This window comes from Candidatus Zixiibacteriota bacterium (genome assembly GCA_017999435.1).
Classification (GTDB): domain Bacteria; phylum Zixibacteria; class MSB-5A5; order GN15; family FEB-12; genus JAGNLV01.
Genome location: JAGNLV010000006.1, coordinates 22,559 through 42,382, shown reverse-complemented (window position 1 = coordinate 42,382; position 19,824 = coordinate 22,559). Strand labels below are relative to the sequence as shown.

Genomic DNA, 19,824 nt, shown 5'->3' with positions numbered 1-19,824 from the left:
GCCGCTTCGCCCGTTGCCCCGACCGCCGGATTTCCTTATACTCCCGACAAAAGACGATCAAGGCCAAGCCAAAGGAGGCTCCGTGAAAGACAAACGCAATGAGGCTCTCGCCCGACTCCTGCTGGACTATTCGGTCGAGCTGAGAAAAGGGGAAGTCCTCTACCTCGAGATCAAGGGGAAAGACACCCTCGAGCTGGGCAAACACATCATCCGCTACGCCACCGAGAAGGGCGCCGTTCCGTTCTGGTACTACAACGATGAGTCCCTTCTGCGCCAGTGGATCCGGGCGGCCGGGGATGATCAATTCAAGGCCCAGGCGGAGCTGCACCTCCACCTCATGAAACAGGCCGACGCCTACATCGGCCTGCGCGGATCGGACAATCCCTTCGACACCGCCGATCTCCCCCAGCCCCAGATGGACAAGATGAACAACCTGTTCTACAAACCGGTCCACTTGGAGGAGCGCGTCAAACGGACCAAGTGGGTTGTCCTCCGGTACCCCAACAACGCCATGGCCCAGCTCGCGGAAACCTCCCAGGAGACGTTCGAGGATTTCTACTACCGCGTGTGCACGGCCGACTACCCGAAAATGAGTGCCGCCGAGAACCTGCTGCGCGACCTCATGGCGGCCACCGACCAGGTCCACATCAAGGGGCCGGGAACCGACCTGCGGTTCTCGATCAAGGGGATTCCGCCGGTCAAGTGCGACGGCAAGCGCAACATCCCCGACGGCGAGGTCTACACCGCCCCGGTCCGCGACTCGGTCAACGGCACCCTCCAGTACAACACCCCGTCGCTCTACCAGGGAGTCCTCTACAAGAACATCGCCTTCGAGTTCCGGAACGGGAAGATCGTCAAGGCCGCCTGCGAAGGGGACCAGGCCAAGCTCAACAAGATTCTCGACACCGACGAGGGGGCGCGCTTCATCGGCGAGTTCTCGCTCGGCGTCAACCCGTTCATCCTGCACCCGATGAAGGACACGCTGTTCGACGAGAAGATCGCCGGCTCGTTCCATCTCACCCCCGGCCAGTGCTACGACGAGGCCCCCAACGGCAACCAGTCCTCCATCCACTGGGATCTCGTCTGCATCCAGCGGCCCGATTACGGCGGCGGCGAGATCTGGTTCGACGGCAAATTGATCCGCCGGGACGGCGTCTTCACTGATCCGAAACTGGAGAAAGCGTTCTCGGCCGAAAATCTCAAGAATCCGCAGGAGGCCTAGGCGGCGGGGCCGGTCCGGCCCCCGCCCTCTGCCCCACGGACAAACCCACACCCAGGAACAGGGGTCATATGGATATACTCGATTTCGCCATTCAGATGGAGCTCGACGGCCGTGCGTACTACCGGAACAGTGCCGACCAGGCCGCCAACCTGCATGTCCGGCAGATTTTCCTCACCCTCGCCGACGAGGAGCACCGCCACTACCACGTGTTCAAGAAACTCAAGGGGGGCGAAGACGCGTCGCCGGCCGACCTCGCCCCGCGCGGCAAAACGGTCATGACCCTCAAGAGCATCTTCCGCGAGATGATTCAGGAAGGCCGGGAGAAGCTCGGCGGCGACACCAAACGCGAGGTCTGGAAACAGGCCCGCGAGGTGGAGATCAAGTCGGAGAAGATGTACCGCGAAGCGGCGGCGGCGACTTCCGACCCGGTTCGGAAAGACATGCTCACGCGGATCGCCGATGAGGAGCAGGCCCACATCTACATGATCGACAACATGCTCCAGTTCCTCGCCGATCCGGCCGGGTTCGCCGCCTCGCAGAACTACAAGAGCTTCATGAGCTGGGAAGGCCGGTAGGCCGGCTGGCGGCCGGGGCTAGACCTCGGTGAGAATCACGCCGCCGAGCACCACCGCCCCGCCGATCACGAACGGCCAGCCCAGCGGCTCGTTGAGAAACACGCAGGCGACGAGCGAGGCGACAATCGGCTGGATGTTGTGGTAGACCGCCAGCCGCGACGCCTCCATGTGTTTGAGCAGCCAGTACCAGAGGATGTAGGCCACCACCGACGTGCCGATCGCCACGTAGCCCACCGAGAGCCACGCCGCGACGACGACGCCGCCATAGTCGAACGTGACCGCGCGGTAGAGCCCGAACGGGAAGTACAGGAGCGAACCGGATGCCAGCGCGTACGCGGTGACCCGCACTGCCCCGTACCTGCGGACCAGCGGTTTCCCCCATACCGTGTAGTAGGCCCAGACCACGACCGCGAAGAGGATGATCGCGTCCCCCGCCACGTAGTTCAGCCCGAGGTGGATTCCACCGGCGCTCATGATGATGATCACGCCGGTGACCGCGATCGCCACCCCGACCGCCCGCCGCCACCGGAACGGCTCGCGCAGGTGAATCATCGCCAGAATGAAGATCCAGATCGGCGTCGTGGCAAAAAGCAGCGCGCCGTGGCTGGCGGTGGTCAGGCTCTGCCCGACCAGATAGGTGACCTGGTTGAACAGAACCACCAGACAGCCCAGCCCGGCGATCTTCTTGAAATCGCGGCGTTCGATCGGCACGCGCCAGCGGCGGAAACGAACGATCGCCAACAGCACCACGGCCGAGAGGACGAAGCGGTAGAAGGCGAAGGTGAACGGCTCGATCGTGGCCAGGCCGAAGCGCGCCGCCGGAAACGTCAGCGCCCCGAGCACCTGGTGGGTAAACAGCGCGAAGGCCAGCGAGGCAAACCCGCGGTGATCCTCGCTCGCGCCCGCCGGCGCAGCCGCGGCCGGGTCGGTCGTCAGTCCCAAGAAGCGTCCTTCGCGGCTCCGGCCCCGCGGGGGCGGCGCCCGCCGCCCGTCACAGCAGCCCCTTGTACGTCCCGCCGTCGACCGGGATCGCAGCTCCAGTGATGAAGGCGGCCGGGACACTCGCCAAAAACGCCACCGTCGCCCCCAGTTCCTCCGGCCTTCCGACCCGACCCACCGGAGCGCCCGCGCCCATCTGCTTCATCGCCTCCTCGGGCGTGGTGCCGGCCTGAAGGGCGCGGCCCCGGGCCAGCTCCCACAGGCGGTCGGTTGCCGTGTAGCCGGGGCACACGCTGTTGGCCGTGATGCCGAAGCGGGCATAGGTGTTGGAGATCGTCTTGATGAAACCGGTCAGACCCGCCCGGAAGGTGTTGGAGATGATCAGGTCGTCAAGCGGCTGGCGCACCGCGACCGAGGTGATGTAGATCAGCCGCCCCCACCCGCGCGCTTTCATCCCCTCGATCACCTCCCGGGTCAGATTGATGGCCGAGAAGAGCACGAGATCCCCCCCGTGCCGCCAGGCCTCCGGCGAGTGGCTGAGAAACGGCCCCGCCGCCGGACCCCCGCAGTTGGAGACCAAAATGTCGACTTCCCCGGCGGTCTGCACGATCCGCCGGACGTCGTCCGGATCGGCGACGTCGCCAACCGCGAGCGTCGCCGGCGCCCCGGTCGCGGCCGCGATCTTCTCGGCCGCGGCCGCCAGCCGCTCCCGGTTCCGGCTGTTGATCGTGACGGCCGCGCCTTCGGCGGCCAGGGCCGCGGCGCACGCCAGGCCGAGTCCCGAGGAGGCCCCGGTGACCAGCGCCCGTTTGCCGTTGAGGCCGAGATCCATCACTTCGCCTCGGCCGCGCGCGCGAGTTCGTGGGGAAGCACGGCCGCGGTCCGGCAGCCCCGCTCAAAATCCACAACCCGGAAATGCTCGTTCGGGGAATGGGTGTTGTCATCGTTCTGGCCGAACCCGAGCAGGAGCGTGTCCAGGCCGAGGATTTCCTTGAAATCGCCCACGATCGGAATCGAGCCGCCTTCCCGGATAAACACCGGGGCCTTGCCGAAACCCTTTTTGAGCGCGCGCGCGGCCGCCTCCAGCCACGGGCCGTCGGTCGGCACCACGACCGCGGGCGCCCCCCCGGATTTCTTCAGCTCGATCCGCACCGACTTCGGCGCAATCTTCCTGATGTACGCCTCGACCTTCTGCAGAATATCCGTCGGCTTCTGCGCCGGCACCAGCCGGCAGGTGATCTTGCAGGAGGCGTACGACGGCAGCACTGTCTTCGCCCCTTCCCCCTGGTACCCGGCCGTGATCCCGTTCACATCGAGCGTCGGCCGCACCCAGGTGCGTTCGAAGGTGTTCCACCCCCGCTCGCCGTGCAGCGCCGGAATGCCGACCATCTTCATGTACTGCGCCTCGCTGAAGGGCAGCTTCTTGAACTGGGCGCGTTCCCACTTGGCGGGCGGGGCGACGTCTTTGTAGAACCCCGGCACCGTGATCCGGCCGTTCGCGTCGTGCAGCCGTCCGACAATCTGGCAGAGAATATTGGCGGGGTTGGCGACCGCGCCGCCGAACGTGCCCGAATGCAGATCGCGCTTGGGGCCGAGAACGAACAGCTCCATGGCGACGATGCCGCGCAGACCGTAGGTGACCGCCGGCAGCGTCTTGCTGAACTGGCTGGAGTCGGAGACGACGACGATATCGGCGGCCAAAAGCTTCTTGTTCGCCTTCAGCCACTTGGGCAGATTGGCCGACGAGACCTCTTCCTCTCCCTCGACGAGGAATTTCACGTTTACCGGCAGCCGCCCCTCGCTCCTGAGGATCGCCTCCAGTCCCTTGATGTGGGCGAACAACTGCCCCTTGTCATCGGTGGCGCCGCGGGCGCAGATCATGCCGTCGCGGATTTCCGGCTGAAAGGGCGGGCTTTGCCAGAGATTGAGCGGTTCCGGCGGCTGGACGTCGTAGTGGCCGTAGTAGAGGACGGTCGGGAGGCGCCGGTCAACCGCGTATTCGGCGTACACGAGCGGGTGCCCGCCGGTCGGGTGCACCGCCGCCCGGAAACCCAGGCCCGTGAAGTGGTCGGCGAGCCACTGGGCGCACGCCTGCATGTCCGGCTGGTGCGCGGATTTGGCCGAGACCGAAGGGAAGCGGAGAAACTCGAACAACTGGTCCATGCGGTCTTTCTCGTGCGCAGTGAGGTAATCAAGCGGGGTCATGGCATTACTCCTTGGTTTGCATTCCGCAGTCAACGCAGGGAGAATATAGGGCGCGCGCGGGGCGGTGTAAAGCCCCGGCTGACCGGCAGGAACCGCCCCGCTGCCGGCTGCGCGGCTACCGGTGCCGGCGAAACCACTCGGCTGGATCGCAGGCGAAATTCAGGCAGGACCGCAGCAGCCGGGCGTGCATCGTCTCCTCGTCGATCAGCCACTTGTAGAAGCGCTTGATCCGGGGGTCCTCCGCCTCGTTCATTTTCTCGAGGTAGAACTCCTCGGCTCCGTTTTCGAATTTGATCGCAAACCGGTAGGCCTCGACGTCGGAGGCGCTCGGGGAGATGGTGTCCCGGAGCGCGGCGAGGCGGTTGTTGAATTCCGCCAGCTTCGCTTCGGCGTTGGAATCCTCGATCTCCGGCACCTCCCGGCCCTCCGATATTTCCAGCGACCGGACGAATTTGTCAATTTTCTCGATGTGGCGGATTTCCTCGGCGGCGAGAAACTGGAAGGTCTGCCGGACCAGGTCGCTCTCCGCCTTGCGGGCGGCCTCTTCGAAAAACGCCCGGCCCTCGGTCTCGAGCCGTCGGGCGATGCGGAACGGTTCGAGGATATCGGGTTTGTCGTGCGGCTCGCTCATCGTTGTCTCTCCGCAGCCGGGTGGCCGGCCGCGCCGCCGGGCCGGGCGGCCGCCGGCTAGTAGTCCTTTCGCTCAAACATCGCCACCGTAATCCCGACCAGGACGACCGCAAAGAGCAGGCTCGACCAGAGCGGCAACCAGGATTCCACCGGCCGCCCGAGGGCGAGGCTTTGGGTGACCTCGCCGAGCTGGCTCGTTTTCGGCAGAACGTAGTACAGCCCGCTCACGATCCCGGTGACGAACCGGCTGTCGATGACATTTTGCACGGCCTCGTGGTACTGCAGGAGGACCTGGGCGATCCACATCACGAACGCCATCATGATGCTCACCGCGAACGATCCGGTCAGGATGCCGGAGAAAGCGGTCACGCTCAGCCAGACGAAGAGGGCGGCCATGTTGAGCGCGAAGATGTAGAGCAGCCGGACGTCGGCAAACCCCCAGGCCGCGTAGAATGCCAGGAAAGTCACCAGCCCGCCGGCCACGATCGTCGCGCCGTACACCGCCCAGATGCTGAACAGCTTGTACAGGAGCAGCGCGGCGCGCGATACCGGCTTCGACAGGTAGTACTCCGCCCGCCCCCGGACCAGCATCGACGGAATCAGGCCGGCCGTGCCCATGACGGTCAGGAAAACGAGAAACGAAAAGTAGGTGTCCATCGCCCCCACGGCCACTTTCTGGGCCAGGCTCGCGATGGGATCCTCGCTTCCGGAATTCATGTTGATTTCGATCTTCATCGAGTGGGAGGCGATCGTCATCAGCACCGCGATCACCGTCACCGCCACGTAAATCCAGATCAGCTTGCGCTCGACCATTTCCTTGAACGTATCCTGGAGCAGCCCTCTCATATGCCGGCCTCCGTGGATGGCGGTTCGGGGGTCGTGATGGTCTCGATGAACGATTGCTCGAGCGTGATGCGCATGGGGCGGATCATCCGGATCGGAATTTTCTTGATGCGCAGCTCGTCGATCACCCAGTTGATGTCCTCTTCGCTTTCCAGTTCGACGATCATCCCGCGGGCCGAGAGTTTGATGATCTTGCCCATGCCCTCCGGGAGACTGAACAGGAGGTTGCCGATCGCGGCCTCGATTTCAAACTGGCTCCGCCGGCTGGTGAGTTCCTCGACGGTCGCCGTCTTGACGAGCCGCCCGCGGTTGAGGATCGCCACCCGGTCGGCCACCGACTCCACCTCCGACAGAAGGTGGGAATTGAGCACGATCGATTTGCCCTCGGCCCGGATCGTCCGGAGCACCTCGCGGATCTCGACCTTGCCGACCGGGTCGACGCCGTCGGTCGGCTCGTCCAGGAGCAGGATATCCGGGTCGGAGACGAGCGCCTGGGCGATGCCGATGCGCTGTTGCATCCCTTTCGAGTACTTCTTGAGCTTGGTGTCCCCCCACCGGTCCATGCCCACCAGGTGGAGGAGGTTGGCGGCGCGCGACCGGGTCTCGGCGGCGCTCATCCTGAACAGCCGCCCGGTCGCGATCATCAGGCCGAGGCCGGTCAGGTGGCTGGGAAAGCGATGGTTCTCGGGCAGGTACCCCAGGCGCTGCCGCGACCGCGCGTCGGTGGGCTTGTGCCCGCTGACGATGACGTTGCCCGAGGTGAGCCGGGTGATCCCCAGGACGACCTTGAGAAACGTCGTCTTGCCCGCCCCGTTCGGACCGAGGAGGCCGAAGATCTCCCCTTCGGCCACCGAGATGTTCACCGCCTCGAGGGCCACAATCCCGCGCTGGCGGAGTCCGCCGCTGTAGACCTTGGTCAGATCCTGACTGTCGATAACGTTCATAGATCTTCCGCCCGATTTGGTTTTCCGCAAACCCGGGGTTCCCGGCCGCCGGCGCGCGGTTGTCCGCCGCTCCCCCCGGGTCCTGCCTTCGCCGCCCGCACCCTGCCGCAATCAAAGCCGGTGAAGGGATTCGAACCCCCGACCTACTGATTACAAATCAGTTGCTCTACCAGCTGAGCTACACCGGCGTGCAACTCCGTTAATGTACGCGCCCGCGGGCCGAAAGTGTCAAGGTTTTACCGGGGTCCCGGCTGCTTCCGCTTCACTTTGGGCCCCTGCGGCGTATCCTCCAGAACGTAGCCGCGGGCGAGCAGTTCGTCGCGGATGCGGTCGGCCGCGGCGAAATCGCGCCCGGCGCGGGCCGCCGTCCGCTTTTCAACCAGAGCCATGATCTCCGGCCCCACGGCCTCGTCCGTGCCCCGCTCGTAGGTGAAATTCAGCACCGTATCGACCCGCCGGATCGCCGCCAGCGCCCTGTCCCGCTCCTCGGCCGCGAGCGTTCCCTCGGCCCGCAGCCGGTTGATGTCGCGGACGAAATCGAACACGGCCGCCAGCGCGCCCGAGATGTTCAGGTCGTCGTCCAGCGCCTCCTCAAACCCGGCCAGCATGCGGGCGGTGATCGCCTCGGCCGCGCCGCCGGAGGCCGCGCCCCCGGCGTAGTCCTCGAGATTGGCGATGAAGTCGTTGTAGCGCTCCAGCGCGCTCTTGGCCGCCTCGAGCCCCTGGAACGTAAAGTTGAGCTGCTGGCGGTAGTGGGTCGAGATGAGCACGTAGCGCGTCTGGGCGCCGCTGTGCCCCCGGGCCAGCAGATCGCGCAGCAGGTAGTAATTGCCGAACGACTTCGCCATTCTCCGCCCCTCGACTATGAGGTGTTCGGCGTGGAGCCAGTAGTTGACGAAGGGCTCGCCGGTGGCCCCCTCCGACTGGGCGATTTCGTTCTCGTGGTGCGGGAAGATGTTGTCGACCCCGCCGCTGTGGATGTCGAAGTGGCGCCCGAGGTACTTCATCGACATCGCCGAACACTCGATGTGCCAGCCGGGACGCCCCTTGCCGAGCTCCGTCTCCCAGTACACGTCGCCGTCCTTCTCGTCCCACGCCTTCCACAGAGCGAAGTCCGAGACCGAGTCTTTCTCGTACTCATCGACCGCCACCCGCGCCCCGGCTTTCAGATTGGCCCGGTCGATGTGCGCCAGCCGGCCGTAGGCCGGGAAGCGCTCGATGCGAAAGTACCAGTTGCCGCCGACCTCGTACGCCAGCCCCTTGGCGATGAGTTCCTTGATGATCTCCACCATCTCGGGAATGTGGTCAGTCGCCGCCGGGTAGACCTCCGCCCGCTCGATGCCGAGCGTGTCGAGGTCCTCGAAGAACGCGTTGGCGTAGCGGGTCGTGAACTCCTTAAGCGATACGCCTTCCTTCTGCGAGTCCCGGATCGTCTTGTCGTCGACGTCGGTCAGGTTCATCACCTGGAAGACCCGGTACCCCTTGTACTTCAGGTACCGGCGGAGCAAGTCTTCGAACATGAAGGTGCGGAAATTGCCGATGTGGGCGAACCCATACACCGTCGGCCCGCACGTGTACATGCGCACCTTCCCCGGCTCGATCGGCCGGAACTCCTCCTTCTCGCGGTTCAGCGTGTTGCGGAATCGCAGGGGCATGGATCAGACCTCCGTGAGACCGGCCACCGTCCGGGCGTCGAGTTTGCGCACCACCGCCGCGATGAGCCGGACCGTGTTGTCGTAGTCGTCGCGATTGAGGATGCCGTTGTGGCTGTGGATGTAGCGGACCGGCGGGCCGACCACCACCGACGGGACGCCCGTCCGCGACATGTGAATGCGCCCGGCGTCGGTCCCGCCCCGCTCCATGTAGGAGAGGTGGTACGGAATTTTCAGCTCCTCCGCGGTGTCGGTGACGAGATCGCGCAGCCGGCGGTTCGGAATCATCGAGGCGTCGAACAGCAGGATGCCCGGGCCGCCCCCCAGCTTCTCGGCCTTCTTGAAACCGTCGGGCGGGATGTCCTGGCCGATGCCGACATCGACAATGAGCGCCGCGTCGGGGTCGCCCAGGTGGGCGAGCGTCTGCGCCCCCCGCAGCCCGACCTCCTCCTGCGTCGAACCGGCGCCGAGGAGCGTGTTCGGGTGCCCCTCGCCCTTGAGCGCGCGGAAAACGTCGATCACCACCGCGCAGGCCATGCGGTTGTCGAACGCCTTGGACAGATACATCCGCGGATTCCCCATGATCGTGAAATCGGAATCGGGGATGATCGGGTCGCCGAGCTGGATGCCGAGCGCCTCCTTGGCGTTGAATCCCTCCTGCACCCCCACGTCGATGAACATGTCTTTCAGCTCGAGCACTTTCTTGCGCTCCTCGGCCTCCAGCATGTGCGGGGGCTTGGAGCCGACGACCCCGATCACCGGACCCTTGCGGGTGATGACCCGCATCCGCTGACCGAGGGCCACGTGACCCCACCAGCCGCCCAGGGGGAGAAACTTGATATACCCCTCGGATGTGATCTCCCTGACCATGAACCCGACTTCATCCATGTGCCCGGCCACCATGACCCGCGGGCGGTCGGCCGTTCCCTTCTTCCAACCCATGATCGAGCCCAGCCGGTCATACTCGATCCGATCCGCAGTCTCTCTCAACTCGCGCGCCATCAGGCGGCGCACTTCTTCCTCATACCCCGACACGCCGTTGGCTTCGGTGATCTCTTTCAGGAGTTGCTCGGTCCTGTCCACGATATCCTCATTTCCTCTATAGCGGTCTTCTCGCGTCATCAGCTTCGGTTTGCGCCCGCAAGGCGACAATATAGCCGGCCCGCGGCTGCTCGTAAACCCCTAAAAGCGAAGATGGTCGGCCAGTTCCGCCAGGGCTCCGATCCGACGGCGGGCCAGCGGCATCTCCGCCGGATACTCCCGTCCCGCTTTCATCTTCAAAATCGCCGGCATCCCCACCCCGTGCGGTCCCTCGATGTCCTCCACGTACCGGTCGCCGATGTAGACGCATTCCGCCGGCCCGTACCCGGCCTGGTTGGCCGCCTGGACAAAGATGTCGGGGTGCGGCTTGCGCTTGCCGAAGGTGGAGGAGAAGATGGTGAAATCGAAGAAGCGGCTCAGCCCGAACCGCCGGAGTTCCCGCAGGTGCACGTCTTCCGGAAACACGGTGTTGGAGATGAGTCCGACCGCCGGGACCGCCGCCCGGATTCTCTCCAGCGTGGCCACCGCGTCGTCGTACGCGTAAAGAAGCCGGTCGACCGGGCGGTAGAACTCCTCGAAAAACCGGGCGGCCAGTTCGTCGCTGTAGGGAATCTCCAGCTGGGCGCACAGCGCCCGCGCCGCCTCGGGAACCGTCCATTCGGTCAGCGTCTCCCACGCCCGTTGCCGCAGGGGCGCCTTGGCGCGCTCGAACGAAACGTGAAATTCCTCCTCCTCCGGCACAGCGTACCCCTCGTCGACCAGCCACTCGCGCGCCTCCAGCGCGCAGAGCCGGGAGAGCTCGTCCCACGACACCGCTTCGTACTCGATCAGGGTCGAGCCGAGATCAAAGAGCACCGCTTTCGGCCGGAGGTCATCCACGGCGGCGCCGTGCCTTCTTCAAAGCCGACGACATGATGCGGTCGATCAACTGCGGGAAGTCGATCCCCACCGCCCGGGCCGCCATCGGCGACAACGACAGCTCGGTCATCCCGGGGAGGGTGTTGAGTTCCAGGAACCAGCAGGACCCGTCGGCCGCCATCATGTAATCCACCCGCACCAGCCCCTCGCAGCCGAGCAGGCGGTAGGCCGCCGCCGCCTCGGCCTGCAGGCGGTCCCTCACCGCATCGGGAACGGGCGCCGGCGCCAGGTACTCGGACATTCCCTTGGTGTACTTGGCCTCGTAATCGTAGAGGCCCTTCTTTGGCCGGATTTCGACCACCGGGAGCGGCTCGCCGTCAAGCACCGCCACCGTCAGCTCGCGTCCCCGGATATACTTTTCGATGAGCACTTCGGGTGATTCCTGCGCCGCCTGCGCGATCGCCCGGGGCAGCCCGTCCCAGGATTCGAGCCGCGTCAGCCCCACCGTCGACCCGCTCGCATTCGGCTTGACAATCGCCGGCAGATCGAATTGCCCGCGGATGCGCGCTTCGTCCTCGTCCGTCGATCGCCCCTGCCCGGCGCGCACGAGGGCAAAGGGCGGCGTCGGCACTCCCGCCGTCGACACCAGCCGCTTGGTCAGCGCCTTGTCCATGGCAATCGCCGAGGCCCGCATGCCCGAACCCGTGTATCGGACTCCGGCGAGGTCGAGCAGGCACTGGATCGTGCCGTCCTCGCCCGTTCCGCCGTGGAGCGCCAAGAGGACAATATCAACATCGCGCAGATCGGGCGCGGCCAGGGCGCGCAGCAGGGCGGCGGCGTCGACCGCGAGCGACCGGAAGTCGGTTTTGGCGGCCTCCGCCAGGGCGAAATGTCCCCCGCCGTCCAGAAGCGACTGCCCCGTGGCCGGATCCAGAGCGCGCACCTCGTGGCCGAGGCGGCGGACGGCTTTGCACATTGCCTCGCCCGAGTGCAGCGACACGTCGCGTTCGGAGGAGTCGCCGCCCGCGAGTATAAGAACTTTCATTTCGACCTCGTTCTCACCTGCTGGATTTTCCACGCTACCAGGGCAGCCGTCGCCAGCCCCACGATCGGCCAAACAATCATGTTGTACGTCCGGAAATAGTCGGCAATCCGCTGGAGGTTATCAACAACAACCATGGCGAGGTAGAAGAGGGCCGCCGTGAACACGATGTAGGACAGCAGCGAGTAGACCGCCATGCGCCGGACCGGGTAGCGGGCGATGCCCGCCCCCAGCGCGATAGCGCTCCGCAGGCCGATCACGAACCGCGAGCACACCAGAAGGAGCCCCCCCCAGCGCGCCAGGTGCCTTTCGAAAGCCAGGATGTCCGCCGCCGAGAAATACTTGTAGTCTTTGACCAGGAAATACTCGCGGCCGTAGCGGCGGCCCACACCGTACATGAGCATGACCGAACTCATCCCCCCCGCGAGCACTAGCGCGAAACTCAGGTACAAATCCAGCCGCCCCGCCCCGACCAGCGCCCCGGCCGCCGCAATGAAACTGTCGCCGGGAAAAGGCGGGAACACGTTCTCCATGAAGCAGGCCGCGAACAGCGTCACGTACACCAGCCCGGGGCCGAACGTGAACAGGTAGTCCAGGTAGCGGCCGATCTGTTCGGGGTTCTCATTCATCGCCGGCTATCAGACACACCGCGCTCGCGGCGATCCCCTCTTCCCGCCCGACGAAACCGAGTTGCTCGGTGGTCGTGGCTTTCACATTCACCTGCGCCTCCTTGATCCGCAGCACCTCCGCGATTGCCTTGCGCATCGCCGGAATATGCGGGTTCATCCTGGGGCGCTCGGCCATGATGATCGCGTCAATGTTGAGGATGCGGGTATACCCGGCCGACCGCACCAGGTGGCCGACCCGCGACAGGAGCACGGCCGAGTCGGCCTGGCGGTAGGCCGGATCGCCCGGCGGGAACTGCTGCCCGATATCGGGCAGGCCGGCCGCCCCCAGGAGCGCATCCATGATGGCGTGCAGGAGAACGTCGGCGTCCGACCAGCCGGCCAGCCCGCGCTCGTGCGGGATAATCACTCCGCCCACCACCAGCTCGCGGTCGTCGGCGAACGCGTGGACGTCAAACCCGTGCCCGATGCGCAGGTCAGCCATGCCCCTCCCTGGCCAGGAGGGCTTCGGCGATGACCAGATCCTCCGGGGTCGTGATTTTGATGTTGGGTCCGCTCGGCTCCACCACCGTCACCTTGAATCCGCGGCTCTCCACCATCGACGCATCGTCGGTATACCGCCCGGCCGCGCCGGCCGCCTCCCGGTGCGCCGCCATGATGAGATCGTACTGAAACACCTGCGGCGTCTGCGCGCCGTACAGGTAACTGCGGTCCACGGTTGCGATCACGTAGCCGTCGCGCACACGCTTGAGCGTGTCGGGCACCGGGACCGCGAGGATGGCGGCCCGGTCCCGCTTCGCCGCGCCGACGACGCGGTCGATGTCGGCTGGCCGGACCAGCGGCCGGGCGCCGTCATGGATGGCCACGAAACCGGTGGCGATCGGCAGCGCTTCCAGCCCTCTCCACACCGACTCCCGGCGTTCGGTCCCGCCGGAGACGATCTGCTGCACCTTCGCGAACCCGTACCGGTCCACAACCTGTTCTCCGGCGTAGCCGAGATAGTCTTCGGCCGCCACGACCACAATCCGGTCGATGGAGCCGGCCGCTTCGAAGCGGCTGATGGTCCAGGCCAACAGCGGCCGCCCGGCGACTTCCCGAAACTGCTTCGGGACTTCGCCGCCGAAGCGGAGCGACTGCCCGCCGGCGACTATGACGGCTGCGGTGATCATGCGGTCGCGCATCTTTCCGGTTTCGGCGGGACGCCGGCCATGGCGTCCGGCCACGGGCGGGAATATACGCGCCGCCCGGTCCCGACAAAAGCGAATTCAGAGGATGAGCATCGCGTCGCCGTAGCTGTAGAACCGCATCCGCTGCGCGATCGCGTACCGATAGGCCTCGAGGATCCGATCCCGTCCGGCGAACGCCGCGACGAGGATGAGCAGCGAGGAACGCGGGAGGTGGAAATTGGTGATCAGGCGGTCCACGCCGCGGAAGTGGTACCCCGGCCGGATGTAGAGATCGACCATCCCGGCCAGCGGCACGAACCGCCCGTCCCCCCGCACGACCGATTCGAGCGTCCGCACCGAGGTTGTCCCGACGGCCGTGATTCGGCCGCCCCCATCCCGGACGCCGTTCAACACCCGGGCGGCGCTCTCCGGCAGTTCCGCCCACTCCGGGTCCACCACGTGGTCGTCGATGTTGTCCGCCGACACCGGTTTGAACGTCCCCGGCCCCACGTGGAGGGTGAGTCGGACGAGACGGACCCCCCGGCCGGCCAGATCGTGCAGGAGCGGCCGGGTAAAGTGAAATCCGGCGGTCGGCGCCGCCACCGCCCCCGTCCGCGCGCGGTCGGCGAACACGGTCTGGTAACGCCGGAGATCGGCCGGGCCGTCCTCCCGGCGAATGTAATGCGGCAGTGGCACGCGGCCGTGCCGGCGGATGATCCTCTCCCGCGCCGCCCGGGAGGCAAATCCCACCGCCCACCGGCCTTTGCCCTGGTATTCCCGCAGCCTTATCCGATCGTCGCCGAACAGCACGTCCTCCCCCTCGCGGAGCCTCCGCGATGGGCTGACTAGCGCCAGCCAGGCGTCTCCATCCCCCCTGTCAAGCGGACGCACCAGAAACACCTCGACCCGCGCGCCGCTGGAGCGGTTGCCCCGGAGCCGCGCCTTGAATACCCGGGTATCGTTCACCACCAGCGCCTCGCCGTCCTCCAGGTAGTCGGCGATCCGGCGGAACGGCACAATCGTGCAGCCGTCGCCGGCCCGGTCGACAATCATGAGCCGGGATTCGTCCCGCCGGCGCGAGGGAAACTGCGCGACCAACTCCGGCGGAAGGTGGTAGTCGAACTGGCTGATATCCATACGGCGTCCGGCCGCCGGGCGCAACCGGTCCCGGCCGCCGCCACCCATGATACGCAACCGCGGCTGCCTGCGAAACAAATTGATAAGGGCGGTGAACAGCGGTGAAAGACGGCGGCGATAGAAACGAGCATCCTCGCCGGGTGGAATCTCGCCGCGGCAAAGCGGGCGCCGAGGCGCCACCCCGCTAGCCCCCGAACACGGTCAGCCGGTCCACGTAAATCTGCGCCAACTGCCTCTGTTCCGGCGTCAGGTGGGACGGCATCGTCCTGTTCTCGAGGTACTGTTGGAGCGCCTCGACCGCCAGGCGGGTGTCCTCGATGGTCAGGATTTCGCCGGTCTCGGCCTTGAGCTTGTCGCGAAACCGCACCGTCTCGGTGATCAGCACCGCCACCGTGGCGCGCGGGTCGTGGCGGGGGTCGAACATCTGACTGCCCAGCGCCTCGAGCAGCAGCCGGATATCGTCATCCATTCCCGCCCCCTCCGCGCCTCTCCGCCGTCACCAGCGCGAGCGTAAAGCCGTCGTAGCCCTTCGCGCCGACCGTCTGGACCGTCGCCGCCTTGACGCGCGGTTCGGCGGCTGCCAATTCCAGAAAGCGCCGCATGCCGGCCACCCGCGGGTCATCGCTGTCGCGCTCCACCACTTTCCCATGGCGCACAGCATTGTCGACCACGATGAAACCCCCGACCCGGGACAGGTCGAGCGCCCGGCGGAAATACTCCGGGGTGCCCTCCTTGTCGGCGTCGATAAAGGTCAGGTCGAACGGCCCCTCCCCCCTCGCGGCGATCGCCTCCAGCGAGGCGAGCGCGGGTCCGACCCGGATTTCGACCGTCCCGGCGAGTCCCGCCCGCGCGATGTTGGCGCGGGCAACCTCGGCGTGCGAAGAGTTGACTTCGAGCGTGACCAGCCGCCCGCCGGGCGGAAGGGCCCGGGCCAGCCAGATGGTGCTGTAACCGCCGAGAGTGCCGATCTCGAGGATCCGCCGGGCCCCGCACGCCAGCGCGAGCACCTGCAGCAATTGCCCCTGCAGGGGCGTGACCTGGATTGACGGAAGGCCCGCCTCCCGGCTGGCCGCCAGGGCCGACTCCAGCACGGGATCGGGGGGAACGTGGAGAGCGGTCAGATAGCGGTCGACTTCGATCCAGGGTTCGGATTGCATCGTGTTCTTTTCTACAGCAGCCTTCCCTGGCGACCGGTGCGGGGCAGGGTGACGCCGAGGTGTTTCGCGGCGGCCTCGGAGGCCACTCGCCCCTGGCGCGTACGCCGCACAAACCCGATTTTCAGCAGGTACGGTTCCACCATATCGACCAGCGTGTTGATCTCTTCGTTCAGGGTCGCCCCCAGCGCCTCGATACCGACCGGCCCCCCGTGGTAGAATTCGATAATCACGCGGATCAGATTCCGGTCCAGCGCATCCAGTCCGAGCGAATCGACCCCCTCGGCGTCCAATGCCGCGGCCGCCACCTCGGGCGTGATTACCCCCGCCGCCTTGACCTCGGCGAAGTCGCGTACGCGCCGCAGGAGCCGATTGGCGACCCGCGGCGTGCCCCGCGCCCGGCGGGCGATCGTCGCCGCCGCCTCCGTCTCAATCTCCACCTCCAGGAGGCGGGCTGAGCGCAGGACGATGTCGGCCAGCTCCTCCGGCGGGTAGAAATCGAGATGGTAGTACAGCCCGAACCGGTCGCGCAGGGGCGCCGACAGAAACCCCGCCCGCGTCGTCGCCCCGATCAGCGTGAACGGTTTCAGCGGCACGTTGATGACCTTGGCGAACGCCCCCTTGTCCACCACGAAATCGACCTTGAAATCCTCCATCGCCGGATAGATGAACTCCTCGATCACCGGGGTGAGGCGGTGGATTTCGTCGATGAACAGGATATCCCCCTCGTTGAGATTGGTCAGAATCCCCATGAGGTCGCCGGCCCGCTGGAGCGCCGGGCCGGCGGTCGCCACCAGTTTGGTCCCCATCTCGTTGGCGATAATGTACGCCAGCGTAGTCTTGCCCAACCCCGGCGGCCCATAGAACAGCATGTGTTCGACCGCTTCCCCCCGACCCCGGGCGGCATCAAGCGTGACCTTAAGTTTGTTTCGTAACTTATTCTGTCCTATATACTCCGACAAGCGGCTCGGCCGCAGCGTCACCAGCGCCTTGTCCTCGTCGGGAATAATCTGCTCGCCTGACACGATCCGCTCGCGCGCCATCACTCAGCCGCCTTCTTCTGCTGTTCGTTGCGGAAAATCACCGTGATCAAATCCTCGACCCGCGCCGCCTTCAGACCGTGCTTGAGCGCCCCTTCCACCATCCGGTCGGCCTCGCTCCGCGAGTACCCCAGTTGGAGCAGGACCGCGCGGGCCTCCTCGCCGAGCGGCTCGACCGGTTCCGCCGCTTTGGAGAGCGCCTGGTCCTCCTTGGAGAGCGCAAACTTCGCCACCTTGCCGTGCAGTTCGGCGATAATCTTGTTCGCCAGCCGCGCGCCGATCCCCGGCAGCCGGTTGAGTTGGGCCGCGTCTTTGTTCTCAATCGCCGTCGCAATGTCGCGGATCGGCATGACCAGCGACTTCAGAACCTTTTTTACCCCCAAACCGGATACATGGGTCAAAACCGAGAAAAACTCCCGGTCGATCGGGTTGACGAAACCGACCAGGCGGGGGAAATGGGCCGACTTCCGCTCCCCGGCATCGATATAGTACAGCGTCTCGAGACTGATGTCCCCGCCGACTTTCCCGTCGTCGCGCAGCCGCTCGGCCAGGGCCGACGGCAGCATGATTTCGTAGGCCAGGCCCCCCGTCTCCACCAGGGCGGTGTCGTTCTCGATGTTCACGAGCCGCCCGGAGATGCGGCTGATCATACGGCCACCTCGTGGTGCGCGGCCGCCCGGCAGTGGCACAGCGCCACCGCCAGCGCATCGGCCGCATCGGGGGGTTCCGGTGGGCGGGGAAGGTGCAGGGCCGAACGGATCATCATCTGCATTTGCCTTTTGCTCGCCCGGCCGTTGCCCGTCAGCGACTTCTTGATGCGCGTCGAGGCGTACGGGACCACCGCGACCCCGGCCTCGGCCGCTTTGAGGAACACGATTCCTCGGGCGTGCCCCATGATAATCGCCGTGCGCGGGTGACCGTAGTGCGAATACAGCTCCTCAACAGCGATGATATCCGGCCGGAACTGCTCGATCACCCCTTTAATCTCGCACGACAACTCATGCAGGCGCAAGGACATATCATGCCCGCTCGTCGTCCGGATCACACCGGCTTCGAGCACCACCGGCGCTCCCCCGCCGTCCTCGATCACCCCGTACCCGGTGATCTGCAGTCCGGGATCGATGCCTAGCACGCGCATAGGCTCAAGTAAGGCAAAGCCGGCCCGAATTCAACTTAAATCTGGCCGTGCCCAAGTCACATTCGGCTTATGCGCGGCAGCCACCACCCCGTTACAGATGCGATGGCAGGTCCCCCAGCGAGGCAATCACCAGGTCCGGGGCCACCGTTGACTGCCGCACGAGGTACTCGCGGAATTTGCCCGTGCGCACAAGCACACCCCGCAGCCCGGCCCGCTGCGCCCCCCCGATGTCCGTCTCGATATCATCACCGACCATGATCGCTTCCGCCGGCGCCACCCCGATCGCCTCGAGCGCCGCCTGGAAAAATAGCGGCTCGGGCTTGCCGATCGCGGTCGCGCGCTTCCCGCTGGAGTATTCCAGCCCGGTCACGAAACAGCCGATATCGACCGCGATGTCGTCCCCGCTCTGCCAGTAACGCTGCTTGTGCAGGGCGAGCATCTCGGAGCCGTTGACGAGCATGAGAAAAATCCGGTTCACCAGGGCATAGTCCCACCGGTCGCGGTTGTTGCCGATCACGATGTAGTCGGGCCGCACATCGTCGCGCGGGAACTCGGCGAATTCCTCCTGCGTGTCCTCGCGCATGACCAGGAAGACGCTGGGGCGTCCTTTCCTGCGAAGCCACTCGGCACCCAGCGTGGTCGGCGCGACAATCTCGTCCCGCTCAATCGGGTAGCCCCGCTGGCGGATTTCCCGGTAGAGCGTGTCGCGGCTGCGGGTGGTGGTGTTGGTGACGAAGCGCACCGGGAGACGCCGTTCTTCCTTGATGCAGCGGATAGCCTCGTGCGCCCCCGGCGTCGGCCTCTTGCGATCCTGGCTGTCCCAAAGGACGCCATCGATATCGCACAGGATGCCGCTGATTCCTTGCAGTCTTCCTCTTGTCACAGCGAGGCTAAGGTACGCCGATTCGACCGGCGCCGTCAAGATCGGTTCCACCCGGCCCTCGTCGCCGCGCGGACCCCGGCCTGTGCCGGAGTCCGCCGAAGAGCCCCGTCGCTACTGACGGGCGAGGAGAAACTGCACCGCGAAATACCCCGTCCCGTCGAGAGTCTTGAGCGTGAGAGTGCTCGTGGTCACCGAGTGCCAGTACGTGGGGTGCGCAATCCCCTGGGTGAAGGTGAGGGAATTCGGCTTCGTGGAGAACGTGAAGTCGACATGGAGCAAGCCGTCCTTGCTCGAACACAGCCCGCTGGAGTCAGCCTCCAAAACGTACCTCTCGCCGACGCTCGAGAGGTCGGTGGGGAGTTCGCTGCCGCGCGGCGAGTTGCATTGCACGAGTATGTCTTCATCAGAACCTCCCAAACCGGAGTTAGTGTTGTCGGCACAGCCGGACCAGCGCCGGCCGTTTGGTTGCCTCTTTCGCCTTCCGCCAAAGCAACGATTGTGCCGGATCGCACGCACCGGGGGAAGTCTGCGCATGGAAGAGCTCGCCGCTTCCCGCGGCCGGCGTCCGGGCGGCCGCTCAGGCTCGTGAATGCCGCAGAAATAGGTCGGCGGTTCTTCCGGACCGTCGAGACGTCGCATGGTCCGCTGTGCGCGGCTGCGTCGGCCGATCCGGCGACCCGCCTCCGGGCGCTGTCGCGGCGCGGCGACAATCTCCCTCCCGCGCTGTCG

Annotated in this window: 23 protein-coding genes and 1 tRNA gene; 2 read left to right on the top strand and 22 right to left on the bottom strand. The window is 65.9% G+C overall.

The window, feature by feature from the left end; genetic code table 11:
• Nucleotides 1-82: 82 nt before the first annotated feature.
• Nucleotides 83-1,222, top strand: coding sequence for an aminopeptidase (locus KA261_13485; GenBank protein MBP7698814.1), 1,140 nt, complete (start codon nt 83-85; stop codon nt 1,220-1,222).
• A 68-nt stretch (nt 1,223-1,290) separates the two neighbouring features.
• A complete protein-coding gene (locus tag KA261_13480; protein MBP7698813.1) occupies nt 1,291-1,797 on the top strand; it encodes a ferritin family protein in 507 nt (168 codons plus the stop codon).
• 18 nt (nt 1,798-1,815) lie between these two features.
• On the opposite strand, the gene KA261_13475 is transcribed toward KA261_13480, so the two are convergent.
• From KA261_13475 to KA261_13370, 22 genes are all read right to left on the bottom strand, one after another.
• Nucleotides 1,816-2,739 carry an EamA family transporter gene (locus KA261_13475; GenBank protein MBP7698812.1) on the bottom strand — a complete coding sequence of 308 codons (924 nt, stop codon included), beginning with the start codon at nt 2,737-2,739 and terminating at the stop codon, nt 1,816-1,818.
• 49 nt (nt 2,740-2,788) lie between these two features.
• Entirely contained in the window at nt 2,789-3,568 is a 780-nt protein-coding gene (locus KA261_13470; GenBank protein MBP7698811.1) for an SDR family oxidoreductase, read from the bottom strand.
• Entirely contained in the window at nt 3,568-4,941 is a 1,374-nt protein-coding gene (locus tag KA261_13465; protein ID MBP7698810.1) for a dipeptidase, read from the bottom strand. Before KA261_13465 ends, KA261_13470 begins: the two co-directional genes overlap by 1 nt.
• A 115-nt stretch (nt 4,942-5,056) precedes the next feature.
• Nucleotides 5,057-5,572 (bottom strand): ferritin family protein, encoded by a 516-nt coding sequence (locus tag KA261_13460; protein ID MBP7698809.1) that lies wholly within the window; start codon nt 5,570-5,572, stop codon nt 5,057-5,059.
• Between the two features lie 56 nt (nt 5,573-5,628).
• Nucleotides 5,629-6,417 carry a hypothetical protein gene (locus KA261_13455; GenBank protein ID MBP7698808.1) on the bottom strand — a complete coding sequence of 263 codons (789 nt, stop codon included), beginning with the start codon at nt 6,415-6,417 and terminating at the stop codon, nt 5,629-5,631.
• On the bottom strand, nt 6,414-7,358 hold the full coding sequence (locus KA261_13450) for an ABC transporter ATP-binding protein (GenBank protein ID MBP7698807.1): 945 nt from the start codon (nt 7,356-7,358) through the stop codon (nt 6,414-6,416). Before KA261_13450 ends, KA261_13455 begins: the two co-directional genes overlap by 4 nt.
• Before the next feature lie 115 nt (nt 7,359-7,473).
• Nucleotides 7,474-7,546: transfer RNA gene (locus tag KA261_13445), tRNA-Thr, on the bottom strand.
• A 48-nt stretch (nt 7,547-7,594) separates the two neighbouring features.
• On the bottom strand, nt 7,595-9,013 hold the full coding sequence (gene cysS / locus KA261_13440) for a cysteine--tRNA ligase (protein ID MBP7698806.1): 1,419 nt from the start codon (nt 9,011-9,013) through the stop codon (nt 7,595-7,597).
• A 3-nt stretch (nt 9,014-9,016) separates the two neighbouring features.
• The gene (locus KA261_13435; protein ID MBP7698805.1) at nt 9,017-10,132 is read right to left on the bottom strand and encodes a M42 family metallopeptidase; all 1,116 of its coding nucleotides are present in this window, start codon (nt 10,130-10,132) and stop codon (nt 9,017-9,019) included.
• Nucleotides 10,133-10,192: 60 nt separating this feature from the next.
• The gene (locus KA261_13430) at nt 10,193-10,906 is read right to left on the bottom strand and encodes an HAD family hydrolase (protein MBP7698804.1); all 714 of its coding nucleotides are present in this window, start codon (nt 10,904-10,906) and stop codon (nt 10,193-10,195) included.
• A gap of 16 nt (nt 10,907-10,922) precedes the next feature.
• Nucleotides 10,923-11,954, bottom strand: coding sequence for a D-alanine--D-alanine ligase (locus KA261_13425; protein ID MBP7698803.1), 1,032 nt, complete (start codon nt 11,952-11,954; stop codon nt 10,923-10,925).
• Nucleotides 11,951-12,580: a VTT domain-containing protein gene (locus KA261_13420; protein MBP7698802.1), complete on the bottom strand. Its 630-nt coding sequence runs from the start codon at nt 12,578-12,580 to the stop codon at nt 11,951-11,953. Before KA261_13420 ends, KA261_13425 begins: the two co-directional genes overlap by 4 nt.
• Nucleotides 12,573-13,061 carry a 2-C-methyl-D-erythritol 2,4-cyclodiphosphate synthase gene (locus KA261_13415; GenBank protein ID MBP7698801.1) on the bottom strand — a complete coding sequence of 163 codons (489 nt, stop codon included), beginning with the start codon at nt 13,059-13,061 and terminating at the stop codon, nt 12,573-12,575. The genes KA261_13420 and KA261_13415 overlap by 8 nt, the downstream gene beginning before the upstream one ends.
• Nucleotides 13,054-13,758, bottom strand: a complete 705-nt coding sequence (gene ispD / locus KA261_13410) for a 2-C-methyl-D-erythritol 4-phosphate cytidylyltransferase (GenBank protein ID MBP7698800.1) — start codon at nt 13,756-13,758, stop codon at nt 13,054-13,056. The genes KA261_13415 and ispD overlap by 8 nt, the downstream gene beginning before the upstream one ends.
• A gap of 84 nt (nt 13,759-13,842) precedes the next feature.
• A complete protein-coding gene (queA, locus tag KA261_13405; GenBank protein ID MBP7698799.1) occupies nt 13,843-14,880 on the bottom strand; it encodes a tRNA preQ1(34) S-adenosylmethionine ribosyltransferase-isomerase QueA in 1,038 nt (345 codons plus the stop codon).
• A gap of 184 nt (nt 14,881-15,064) precedes the next feature.
• On the bottom strand, nt 15,065-15,349 hold the full coding sequence (locus KA261_13400) for a hypothetical protein (protein MBP7698798.1): 285 nt from the start codon (nt 15,347-15,349) through the stop codon (nt 15,065-15,067).
• A complete protein-coding gene (locus KA261_13395; GenBank protein ID MBP7698797.1) occupies nt 15,342-16,037 on the bottom strand; it encodes an O-methyltransferase in 696 nt (231 codons plus the stop codon). Before KA261_13395 ends, KA261_13400 begins: the two co-directional genes overlap by 8 nt.
• A gap of 11 nt (nt 16,038-16,048) precedes the next feature.
• Nucleotides 16,049-17,077 carry a Holliday junction branch migration DNA helicase RuvB gene (gene ruvB / locus KA261_13390; GenBank protein ID MBP7698796.1) on the bottom strand — a complete coding sequence of 343 codons (1,029 nt, stop codon included), beginning with the start codon at nt 17,075-17,077 and terminating at the stop codon, nt 16,049-16,051.
• On the bottom strand, nt 17,077-17,724 hold the full coding sequence (locus KA261_13385; GenBank protein ID MBP7698795.1) for a hypothetical protein: 648 nt from the start codon (nt 17,722-17,724) through the stop codon (nt 17,077-17,079). Before KA261_13385 ends, ruvB begins: the two co-directional genes overlap by 1 nt.
• Nucleotides 17,721-18,212, bottom strand: coding sequence for a crossover junction endodeoxyribonuclease RuvC (gene ruvC, locus KA261_13380; protein ID MBP7698794.1), 492 nt, complete (start codon nt 18,210-18,212; stop codon nt 17,721-17,723). The genes KA261_13385 and ruvC overlap by 4 nt, the downstream gene beginning before the upstream one ends.
• A gap of 91 nt (nt 18,213-18,303) precedes the next feature.
• Nucleotides 18,304-19,095, bottom strand: coding sequence for a TIGR01458 family HAD-type hydrolase (locus KA261_13375; GenBank protein MBP7698793.1), 792 nt, complete (start codon nt 19,093-19,095; stop codon nt 18,304-18,306).
• Between the two features lie 111 nt (nt 19,096-19,206).
• A complete protein-coding gene (locus KA261_13370) occupies nt 19,207-19,485 on the bottom strand; it encodes a hypothetical protein (GenBank protein MBP7698792.1) in 279 nt (92 codons plus the stop codon).
• Nucleotides 19,486-19,824: the final 339 nt, after the last annotated feature.